Genomic DNA, 12,079 nt, shown 5'->3' on the forward strand with positions numbered 1-12,079 from the left:
TAACGCAAAACATTCCAAATTATTATATCGTAAAGTCTTCACCGAAGGCTTTGATATACTCCTCATGGAACGCACGAGAGACTTCCTGCGCTTCATATACCTTACCCAATCGATTCAAGGCTTTCATTTTATAGGAGAATGACTCGATATGATAGGGATCTATATGGAACATCGCATCAGCCAGATAAAGCGTCAGCTTCAACTCGCTATTCTCGTAAGTACGTTGCATCATACGCTGAATAACAGGTGTCAGAATGCGCTCGGTCTCCGACTTAAACTGATCGAGCGAAGGTTGGCTCTGCGTCTGCAAGAACTTGCCACGACGCAGGATTCCTAATAGACTCTGTTCGGTATACGACTCTGTAAACACCAGATGCGAACATGTCAGATAATCGCAATAGAAAGACTGCTTGATGACAAAATGGTAGAGTCCATCTGTGTATTCTAATTCTATACCGTCCAGTTCCTCAAGCACTTTCCGTAGATGATTCATAATAACACTCCGTGAATTCTTGATCTTATCGGCAGGTTTGTCACCCCACAAAATGGTACCAATACGTTTTGACGACAAACCGCCCTGCTTATGATACCACAACAATAAACAAGTAAGTTCACGCAACTTATCAGTAAACAGATAAGAAATATCGCGGTTCTTACGGTCGAAAGCACTAAAAGCTCCGAAAAGATAAATGGAGTTAGGCACATGTTCCGGTATCTCCACGTCGTGTATCTCGTTATTCTCTATCTGCTTGCGGTATAAACGATGACGGCGATAGAACAACCACGCCACAACCAGCACTAACAATATAATAACACCCCCCAGCAGATACCAGCGGGCATCAGTAGGCAGTTCTGAAATCTCAGCAAATTCAGCATCCGACAGCACTGGCAATTGGATAGAATAGAGCGATATCGTTGAGGAGATATCATCAGTAAACTCTTGTACACACACAAAGAACTTATCGACGACAGGGTCATAGTACAGGTTGGCATTCGTGGCAATCTTATCAGAGTGAATAGGAATTGAGTCGCCCAGCATCTCCATGCAACCATCTTTCAACGAAAAACGGCAGAGGCGCAGATAAGACTCAGAGAGCGCCTCTGGATAACACAACGTGTAGAAATAATCCCCCATGATAAGCAAATTGCGTACAGGAACCAAATGTTGACGCTTTCCCCAATCAATGGTCCACAACTTCTGTGCCGAGTCGTTACGCAGATCGATGCGATACAGATCATACAGATAATGGCGCCCGATAGATTGATTTCCAGATTCATTACCCATACCACCAAAGATATAAGCATAGCGTGAACGGGCATCGATACCCATTGATGTAAAATAGCGCGGCGTACATGCATAAAGAGGCTTGCCAGGTTGCCACTCATGAGCAGCTATATCATAGCTATGCAGATTGCGGAAATACTGCATGCTTCCAAATCCACCAAAGATACAAAACCGATTGCGCAATGTATCGAGAAAGCAACCATGATGGTGCATCTGTGTAGGCAACTGAGTAAAACATTCTGACGTCCACTCAAGCGTATTCAAATCAAGACTGGCCATCGAAGCCTCATCCTGTGGTCGATCAGCAGGATTATCATATTTAAACACCTCATAAGTATATAGCTTATTCGTACGCTTATCAAGAAAGTTCATTCCCAGATTAATATCTACTGGACAAGGCGTCTGAAATACATGATAGTTGGTCGCTTGACTATCGCTATTATATATTAATAAGGTATCACGAGTATAGCCATAGAACAGATGACGCTGAGGGTCATATGTAGCACCGGCATTATGCTGAAAATGCATCACGTTGAGTTTTTTCCAGTGATAACAATCATTGATACTCCAATAAGGATTAGCCACAAAACCTATTTTATGCTGGTTCTGATCGTAGACATCATTGCTACGGCTCTGAGACAATGGAAAGAAATAATCCGTTTCGGCTCCTAACACCTGCAGGTTTTTAATGGTAACAGATGGTACTTCAATCAAATAATCAAACCTTCCAAACACAATTTTGGGTGACAAGAAAGCTGGCATAGAATTAATCTTAGCCTGCGTCACATGGCCATCAATGACCATCTTCAGCTCCTTCTTATCAAAATTGAACGTCAACATAAAAGGCACCCATCCTTTATCAAGAAGAGCCTGACGATTGATATTACTTCGTATAAGTGTGGTTTTACCTTCTTCGTTCAGCTCAAACCAATCATTACCGCGACCATCGTAAAACAAGTTATAATTCGCTCCCTGATTCTCATCCACTACATGCAGGATATAACCAACCTCGGGCACACGAGGTATCTGCATATCAAATCTGATCGTCAGCTGATGAACAAACAATTTCTCATCGTCGCCAAACACCGAATATGAAGTTCGACCGTTGATGGAATCAATCGGATTCAGGAATCGCAAGCCTTGAGCTTGCAATGCAGAAAATTGGATGATGGCTAACAGCCAAAATAGGGATCGATAGAACTTATACATCTTCTTATTTAAATTGTGACTGCAAAATTAGTATTTTTGATATGAAAACCAACAAAAATACCAGTGATTAACACTTTTAATCTCCGTTTAACCCCAAATTAACCGGTAATTTAATCTACTCACCATTACTTTTGCCATCGAATTTTTCCTATTAATAACTAAAATTTAAATTAAAGAATTAATGAAACAGAAGACCAAAGCCAAACAACTAACTGCGTATCTCTTAGGAGTATGTTTTTTGGCATTCAGCAACATCAGTTGCAGCAACGACGAGAACAACAATGGTGCAAACCTGGGCAATGGCGACGTAAGTGGCATCATCACTGACGATCAAAACGCCCCACTATCAGGCGTAACCGTCAGTGTAAACGATGTAGACATCAGCAGCACAACCGATGCTTCAGGTAGTTATCTGCTGAAAGATTTACCCATTGGTAAACACATTATTACATTCAGTAAGACAGACTACCAAACCGTGAGTTGCACGGTAGCCCCCAACCAATGGAACGACGGTGTAGCCAACGTCAGCACCAGTATGCGCTATGCAGCAGCCAAGATTACCGGTAGAGTACTTGATGCGCAGAATGGGAAGCAACCACTTGAAGGCGCCAGTGTTTCCATCGGTGGAGATCCAGTACTCACCAACAGCGAAGGTATCTACACCATTACCCAACTTCCACTCGACAATTATACAGTAACCATCTCTTATGGCGACTATAATCCTGTGAGCAAGGAAGTAAAAATCGACGATTTCATCGATGGTATTGCCCAACTACCAGACATAAATCTAGGTGGTGAGGAAATTCTGCCAGGTCTGACTCTAGGCGATTTGAAAACCTGTACCCCATGGATGTATAATGAATATCGTGGCGGACGTAATGCCGACAATTATCCACAATTTGACTGGAGTGTGGACTATATGTGTACACTCGACATGATGGGTAACTGGGAGGAACAGAATGAAGGAACCACTATGCGCGTGGACGAAAGCAAGAGTAACGGTGTGGATTACGACAATCTCAACACCTTTATATATGGTAGAAAGCACATCACCGAGGATAACAAAATCCTGACCGTTTTCGCGCGCACTCATCAGGGACCAGCCATCTGGAACGTAGTTGTAGTGGACCTGAGTGAAGCCAAGCCACAAGCTAAAAAGCTGGGCGACAACATATCTTTCCAAGATGGTAGCTATAAGAACTTCACATTCGACCTGAGTGCCTACATCGGCAAAGATGTAGTCATCGCCATTGGCACCTACTATTCTGGCGAATGGGTTCAGCTTGTATTGCGTCGCATCAGCTTTGCTCCTGAAGCCGTCAATGGTTTAGCTTGGCTGCCTGGTACACCTATCAACGATGCACTCGAAGAGTTGCACCTGACCCAAGAGATGGTACGAGCCACCATGCCAAACGAACGCCAGTCGTTCACTGGTATCACCACCTACGACGGACGTAAAGACCGCGATGAGTACGTATGGGCTTACCGCGACTGGAATAAGACCGGTCACGTGGCTGCTTTCTGGGGGCTCACATCAATCACCAAGGATTGTGATGTATTCACAAATGAAGGTTACACCATCAAGACACGAGGCGACAACGGTATTGTAAGTACCTCGAAAGCCGAAAGCTATCTTTACAGCAAATTTGCCATCAATGACAATAACCAAAAGCTGACCCTACGAGCCCGTAACTTTGGCAGTCACTCTACCTATTTCAAGCTCATCGCCATCACCGATGATATGAACGTAAAATATTTGCAACCCAACAGCGAATCACAGGTATCAGAACTGAGCGAAGGCCCTGACGGCACCATCAAGTTCCGTCATTTCAACGGCGATACAGGTCATCCTGAGAACTATGGAAAATTCGTATTTGACCTCTCACCGTATAAAGGAAAGAACGTCACACTGGTTCTGGCTGTATACAAAGGCGAAGAAAACAGCGACGAGAATAAGGTAACTATCTATAATATCGACTTGAACTAAAAAATGATATGAATAAGAAAATGAAGAAAGAAATTCTAACTATGGTCAGTCTGGTCATTGCCCTTTCAACCACAGCAAGTTGCGGCAGCAACAATGATTTCCAGTCTGACGATCCTAACACCCCTGTTAGACCACAGCCCATCGGCACTAACGATGTAAGTGTACGTAATCTCACCAGGGCTACGACCCTCTTCGATGCAGCCATGCAGCACTACATCAGTGGTGACATGAAAATGGCAGACATGTACAACCCATCAACAGACAAAGCATCGGGTGAAGCCGACGTATGGCCTTACACTGCGGCCATCGAAGCTTGCAATAGCATTCTGGAAGGCTATGCCGCCCTGAGCAAAGCAGGAAAGAACGCCGAGCAAGGGTCAGCAAGCACCTACAAAACGCAACTTGAGAAACTCTATGACGGGTTAGAATACTACGCAGGTACCTTCAAACTCACCTCTTTTACCCGCAACAACCACGAATGGACGGTATATGGTGTACATCGCGGTGGCATGAAAGGAGGCGCAAAGGTTGATGGTGACCAGAATGTGTACGATGATCAACAGTGGATTATCCGCGAACTTCTACGTTCGTGGAAAGCCACTGGCGACCAAAAATATCTGGATAAGGCCGAATATCTGACTGCCTATGTACTCGATGGTTGGGACTGGTGTCTTGATAGCAAGCAGAATACATGGGGTGCCGAGGTAGGCGGTATTACATGGGGGCCTTCATATTGCACAAAACACGCCTGCAGTAACGCGCCATTCATCTCACCTCTCGTATGGTTGGCAGAATACTATCAGGACAAGGCTGACAAGGTGACATACCGTACCATTAACGGCGAAGGAAAACGGTTGGATGTCACAGCCAACAAATCCGAATACTATCTGATGATGGCCAAGAAGATCTACGAATGGCAACAGTACAATCTTCGTGCCTCCGATGGCGTATATCTGGATATGGTAGGCGCCAATAACAATATCCGCTACGACGAATTTGACGGTGTACAGTACCGTATTTCAAACCCCAGCACAGGGGCAAGTGGTACAAAGTTCACCTATAACAGCGGCACTATGGTTAGCGGTGGCGCCGACCTCTACCGGATTACCAAGGATGCACGTTATCTGAACGACACACGTCAGTTATACACAGCAACTTTCAACTATTTCCCACAGAAGAACTCCAAAGGCACTTGGGATTATGCCTACAGCAACTTTAGCCGTTGGTTCGACGATGTATTAATGCGTGGCTGGATGGACGCAGTAAAGATTGGTGTTGATGCAAAAGAGGGAGTCGGAACTTTTCAGACAAACCTCGACTACGCATGGGACAACTATCTTAAGAATAACGCACTGCCCCGTGGTCTCACTGGCGGCTGGAGCAGTAATCAGGCACAGAATGACGTACGCGCACTCGTAGCATTTGCATACGCTTCGGAATACGGCATGCTTGTGGCATCAAATTTGCAGTAATAACTAATATAACAAAAACAATATGAATATCCTAACTAAAAAATGCGTGCTTCTGATGCTCTCGACAGCCTTTGGGTTGGGTTTGCAAGCACAGAGTATCATCACCGTCAAGGGTACTGTTACCGACCAAAACAGTGAACCCGTCATTGGTGCAACCGTCACCCTTCGTGGCACAAAGACTGCAGTAGTAACAGATTTCGATGGTAAATACTCGATTTCTGTGGCCGACAATGGCACTCTCGATTTTGCCTATATCGGTATGAAGGCAGTCAGCCAGAATGTACAAGGTCGTAAAACCATCAACATCAAGATGACAGAAGACGTTTCAGAACTGAACGATGTCATCGTAGTAGGTTATGGAACCCAGAAGCGTGGATCTATCACTGGCTCCGTGAGCGCACTGCGTGGTAAGGACATGCTGAAAACCAACAACGAGAACACCCAGAATATGTTAACAGGCCGTATCGCAGGTGTCCGTGTCTGGCAGCAGAGTTCAGAGCCAGGAACGTACAAAAACAACTTTGATGTACGTGGTCTCGGCGCTCCCCTGATTGTTATCGATGGTGTTCCCCGCACCGTAGAGGATTTCCAACGCATGAACGCCAACGACATCGAAGACATCTCTGTACTGAAAGATGCCTCAGCAGCCATCTATGGTCTGCGTGCAGCCAATGGCGTACTGCTGGTAACCACCAAGAGAGGTGGCGCAGGCAAGACTCAGGTAAGCTACAATGGTTCGTTCACCATCCAAGCGCCCAAGAGCATGCCCAAACTGCTCGACCCCGTACGTGCCATGACCTTGATGAACGAGCTAAAGAAGAACAACATCGATGGCGGCTCTCCAATGTTTACCGAGGAAGCCATCGACGAGTATCGCAACGGCACCAAGCAGGGCACAGACTGGAACAAGCTCATCTTTGCTGAGACTGCCCCTGAAACCAATCACAACATGACCATCAGTGGCGGATCTGAAAAGATGCAGTATTTCGTAAGTATGGGATACCTCTATCAGGAAGGTTTCTTGAAGAGCGGCGACCTGAACTACGACAAGTTCAATATCACCTCTAAGATCAATGCTGAGATAGTGAAGGGTCTGAGTTTTGAACTCCAGATGAACGGTATGTTAGACAACCGCAACACGCCTTATACATCGACCACCGACATCATCCGTAACTACTGGCGTCAGGGCCCACTCGCAGCTGCTTATGCCGATCCAGAACATACCATGCTGAACTATCAGAATCTGGATTTGGGCGAGAATGCCGTTGCCGAGATGACCAGCGACATCAGCGGATACAGGAAGTACAAGCGCTACCAAATGCTCACTCAAGGTTCTTTGACTTTCGATTTTGGTCAGTATGTAAGCATTCTGAAAGGTCTGACCGCCAGAGCTATGTACTCATACGATCTGCATATAGACAAGAATGACATCTATCGCCGCCAGTACAATCAGTACGCTTATGACCCTGTAACAGATAGTTACATTCAGCAAGTTTACTCAGGCAGCTCACCTGCACAGCTTCGTAAAGAGCATTATGATAACACACAGAAACTGTCACAGTTTACATTGAATTATCATCGCACCATATCTTCACACACCATAGGCGCCATGATTGGCCTCGAGACACAACAGAAGGTGTACGATGGTTTTTATGCACGTCGCAACTTAGCCTTCAACAGCCCGTATCTGTTCAATGGTATCGATGAGGGCCAAGTAGGTAATGCCAATGCTGGTGATATCCACAGCGCCAACTACAACTCATTCATCGGTCGTCTGAACTATAACTTTGCCGATCGTTACCTCTTGGAAGGCCAGTTCCGTTACGACGGCAGTTCGCAGTTCGCACCAGGTCATCGCTGGGGATTCTTTCCATCAGCCAGTGCCGGTTGGCGCATCAGCGAGGAGCCTTTCTTCAAGAACCTCAACTTCCTACACTTCATCCAGAACTTAAAGGTTCGTGCCAGCTATGGTGAGATGGGTGATGACTCAGGCGCCTCATACGACTGGGTAGCAGGCTACTCTTATCCTTCAGGTGGCAGTGGCGATGGCAATAAAGGTTGGTACAACGGCTACGCCCCAGGCTGGATGTTCGGCGGCCAGTTTATCTATGGTGCCTCCCCCAAGGCCATGCCAAACGAAGCTATCTCTTGGTACAAGTCAAAGAGCTTTAATATCGGTTTCGATTTCACCGCATGGGACGGCAAACTGGGTATCACCTTCGACTACTTCATTCGTAAGCGAACAGGACTTTACATGCGTCCAGGCGATTTCCCAACAGTAATTGGTGCAGATGCCCCCCAGCTGAATGCCAATAGTGACCAGCACGCTGGTGTTGAACTTGAGATTACTCATCGCAACCATATCGGCGAAGTTAGCTATGGCTTGAAGGGCATCTTTAGTCTGACACGTAACAAATACCTCACAGCAGTACAGAATGCAACTTATGCCAACAGCTACGATAAGTGGCGTCATGATAACCTGAATAATCGTTATCAGGGTGTACAGTTCGGTTATACTTCAGCAGGTCGTTTCACCAGTTGGGAAGATATCTGGAACTATGATATCTATCACGAACGCGACGTACTGCCTGGTGACTACAAATATGAAGACTGGAATGGTGACGGCGAAATCAACGGTCTTGATGAACATCCTTTCGCATACGACCAGACGCCATGGATGAACTATTCATTCAACATCGATGCTAACTGGCGTAATTTCGATATCAACATTCTCTTCCAAGGATCAGCTATGGGTAGCATGCGCTACGAGGAGCCTCTCTATCGCATCTGGGGTTACGAACCAGCAGCAGGTGGTACCTTGGAACAGTTCTGGGATCGCTGGCATCCTGTTGATCCAACAGCCGACCCATGGGATCCTACACAGGAATGGGTATCCGGCTACTATGCCTATACCAACCACAATCCTATCGGCAATTCAGAGTTCAATCGCGTTAGCACAGCCTATCTGCGTTTGAAGAGTGTTGAGTTGGGCTATACGCTGCCTAAATTGAAAGCGCTGAACGGCATGTCGCTTCGCGTATATGCCAACGCTTACAACCTACTCACATTCACAGGCGTGAAGTTCGTTGATCCAGAGCATCCCGACAGCGACCTCGGCCGTTTGTATCCTCTGAACAAGACCTATACCGTTGGTCTGCAATTGTCATTCTAAGTTGTACATATTTAGTTAAGAATAAGATATGAAAAAGATAATATTCATCATGGCAGCCGGCATCGCCCTTCTGTTTAACTCATGTGTAGGCCTTGATGTTCCCCCCAACAATGTGGTAACCAAGGACCAGTTACTCGGCGATGAATCCGGTCTCGACATATACTTTGCCAACATTTATAGTCAAATGCCCTTCGAGGACTTCAAATACCGTTTCAGCGAAGGCTTCACCCACAACGGCTGGCTCGTCAGTTTTGGTACCGAGGGTATCGGTGAGGGCGTAGGTCGTGAAGGTTTTATGAACGCATGGCGTAGTGAGAGTAACCCCTACTGGAGTCAGGCCTTCAGAACATTGCGTGAAATCAATCAGCTTATCCGCGACCTGCCTTCAACAGCCAGCAGTCTGCCTGAGCCTACACTCAACCAGTATTTGGGCGATGCTTATTACTGCCGTGCAACAATATTCTATGCCTTGGCCCGTCGTTATGGAGGTGTACCGCTGGTTACCAAGGTTATCGACTACGATGCGGATAATGACGAGTTGGAGGTGCCACGTTCGAGCGAGGAAGATACTTGGAAGCAGATCCTGGCAGATTACGACAAAGCAGCCGAATTGATGGGTCCAATCAGCCTGAAAGATGGTTATGCCAACAAATATGTGGCCCTGTCGTGGAAGTCGGAAGCAGCCCTCTATGCTGCTTGTGTGGCCAAGTACAACCAGACCGTAACAGGTCATCTCACTGGTGTTGGCCAAAAGACTGGAATCCGTGTGATGGGTTTCGAGGATAGTCAGGCTAACAAACTGGCTAACCAGTGGTTCAAGGAAGCCTACTTAGCCGCCAAAGAGGTTATCAATAGTGGGCGCTACTCACTTTATAAGAAAGGTTGGGAGGCCGGCAACAAAGATGCTATCATGCAGTCGATGGTCAACATGCTCTCCGACTCAGACAGTCCAGAGAACATCCAGACCCGCGAGTACAGCTATCCTACCTATGTACACTCTTACGACTCATACAACACACCATGCACTATCCATGCACCACTATCGGGTGGCACCTGTCCTACAGCCGATTTCATCTCATTATTCGACGGCATCCCTGTGAATGCTGACGGTTCCATCAAGACCACCGATGCACAGGGTAACTACGTACTCTATGACAGTCCATTCGACTTCTTCAAGAATGCCGAGCCACGTCTGCGTGCCCAGGTCATCGTACCTGGTGACGTATTCCGTGGCAAGGTTATCGAGATCCGCCAGGGTATCTACACAGGCTCAGAACCTATCAAACCCTTATTCTCTAACGACCCTGGTGCCGACTATTCATATGGCAATGCCAGCAAGGGTCCACAGACTCTCAAGGCTTACACAGACAAGCCAAAGACTCTCTTTATGTGTCCTAACCAAGGTACCATCGAGACGGTCGACGTAAAAGGTGTCAAGACTCAGGCTACAGGTGCCGATGGTCCTTTCTACAGCTGGGCTGAAGGTGGCGTCAGCGGTATGTACTCTCGTAAATGGCTCTATCAGGGCAGCGATGCCCGTAGCGGCGAAGGAGTGTGCGACCAGCATTTCATTCTGATGCGCTATGCCGAGGTACTGCTCAACTTTGCCGAGGCTGCCGTTGAGCTCTCCTTACAAGGTGTGAACTCACCTGATGGTGCTGACATGCTGGCAGAAGCCACAGAGGTTATCCGTGCCATTCAGGAACGTGCAGGTGCCAATATTCTGGCTACCGATTTAACCTCTAATGAGAAGAGCCGTAACATCGTACGCAAGGAGCGCCGTAAGGAGTTAGCATTCGAACAGAAGACCAAGTACGACCTGCGTCGCTGGCGTGTACAGGATTACGACAACCGCGACGGATTCTGGGGTATCACACGCGACAAAGATGTATATAGCGACAACAGCCGCTATCGTTTCCATGGTCTTTATCCTTACATGTCGGCCCAGTCGGGTAAGTACTTCTTCGACTATCACTACCAGTATCTGGGACAGAACGAGTGCGAGTTCAATGCCATCGATTACTACTTTGCCATCCCTGGTGGCGAGGTTTCAAAGAGTCCTGTCATTGATCAGCAGCCTAACAGATAACATTTAATCATGATAAAAAACAGAAAAACAATGAAAACATTCAGATATTATTCCTACCTGTTGTTTGCGGCTTTCGCACTGACTGCCTGCGATGCCTTTGAGATAGACAACTACAAAGAGCCTGGCGAGACTATCGAAGGCGTGGTAGTTGATGCCAAGACCGGCGACCCTGTGCTAACCGATCAGGGTTCAGAAGGCATCCGTGTACGCCTGACCGAATTAAGCTATGGCGACAATGTAGATCACAACCCTGATTTCTACTGTCGTCCTGACGGTACCTTCCGCAATACCAAGATTTTTGCCGGCGAGTACAATATTCGCATTGATGGTCCGTTTATACCAGTGTACCGTGATACCGACGATGGTACAGTCATTTCTGACGACACCTGGTACGGCAAGATCTCTGGCACCACTCAAGTGAAGTTCGAAGTCCATCCTTTCCTGAAGGTGGAGTTCGTTGAGACGCCATCGGTATCCAACGGTCAGATTACCGCCAAGGTCAAGGTGACCCGCGCCATCAGCAAGGACGAGTTCCGTAGTATGGTTGAGCCAATGGGCGGGTATAGCGATGACTTTACCAACGTCACCGATATCCAGTTGTTCGTTTCAACATCATCAAGCGTAGGCTATCGCGCTCGCGACCAGCGCTGGTCAAATCAGATAAACTATGCAGGCGAAAGCTTCGACGAGTTCGAGGGCAAGCCTATCACTATCCGCTCTGCCAGCGGACAAGCCATCCCCTCAGGCTATCATGTGTTTGTGCGTGCAGCCGCTCGTATCAACTACGATACTCCACGAGGCAGTGGCACACGCCGTTGGAACTATAGTGAGCCCATGGAAGTGATTATCCCATAACACATAATTA

Annotated in this window: 6 protein-coding genes; 5 read left to right on the top strand and 1 reads right to left on the bottom strand. The window is 47.0% G+C overall.

The features are described 5' to 3' along the window. Window positions 1-22 precede the first annotated feature (22 nt). Entirely contained in the window at window positions 23-2,494 is a 2,472-nt protein-coding gene (locus T491_RS0102150; RefSeq protein WP_028902410.1) for a hypothetical protein, read from the bottom strand. Window positions 2,495-2,675: 181 nt separating this feature from the next. Here T491_RS0102150 and T491_RS0102155 point away from each other — a divergent pair, with 181 nt between their 5' ends. Genes T491_RS0102155 through T491_RS0102175 form a run of 5 tightly spaced genes read left to right on the top strand, consistent with a single transcriptional unit; the run spans window position 2,676 to window position 12,069 of the window. Next, window positions 2,676-4,481, top strand: coding sequence for a carboxypeptidase regulatory-like domain-containing protein (locus tag T491_RS0102155; RefSeq protein ID WP_028902411.1), 1,806 nt, complete (start codon window positions 2,676-2,678; stop codon window positions 4,479-4,481). Window positions 4,482-4,501: 20 nt separating this feature from the next. Then, on the top strand, window positions 4,502-5,953 hold the full coding sequence (locus T491_RS0102160; protein WP_197018773.1) for a glycoside hydrolase family 76 protein: 1,452 nt from the start codon (window positions 4,502-4,504) through the stop codon (window positions 5,951-5,953). A gap of 22 nt (window positions 5,954-5,975) precedes the next feature. After that, the gene (locus tag T491_RS0102165; RefSeq protein WP_028902413.1) at window positions 5,976-9,125 is read left to right on the top strand and encodes a TonB-dependent receptor; all 3,150 of its coding nucleotides are present in this window, start codon (window positions 5,976-5,978) and stop codon (window positions 9,123-9,125) included. 28 nt (window positions 9,126-9,153) lie between these two features. Next, entirely contained in the window at window positions 9,154-11,214 is a 2,061-nt protein-coding gene (locus tag T491_RS0102170; RefSeq protein WP_028902414.1) for a RagB/SusD family nutrient uptake outer membrane protein, read from the top strand. A 30-nt stretch (window positions 11,215-11,244) separates the two neighbouring features. Beyond that, window positions 11,245-12,069: a DUF3823 domain-containing protein gene (locus T491_RS0102175; RefSeq protein ID WP_028902415.1), complete on the top strand. Its 825-nt coding sequence runs from the start codon at window positions 11,245-11,247 to the stop codon at window positions 12,067-12,069. Window positions 12,070-12,079: the final 10 nt, after the last annotated feature.

The sequence above is a fragment of the Prevotella sp. P6B4 genome (genome assembly GCF_000619985.1).
In the GTDB taxonomy this organism is placed as follows: Bacteria; Bacteroidota; Bacteroidia; order Bacteroidales; family Bacteroidaceae; genus Prevotella.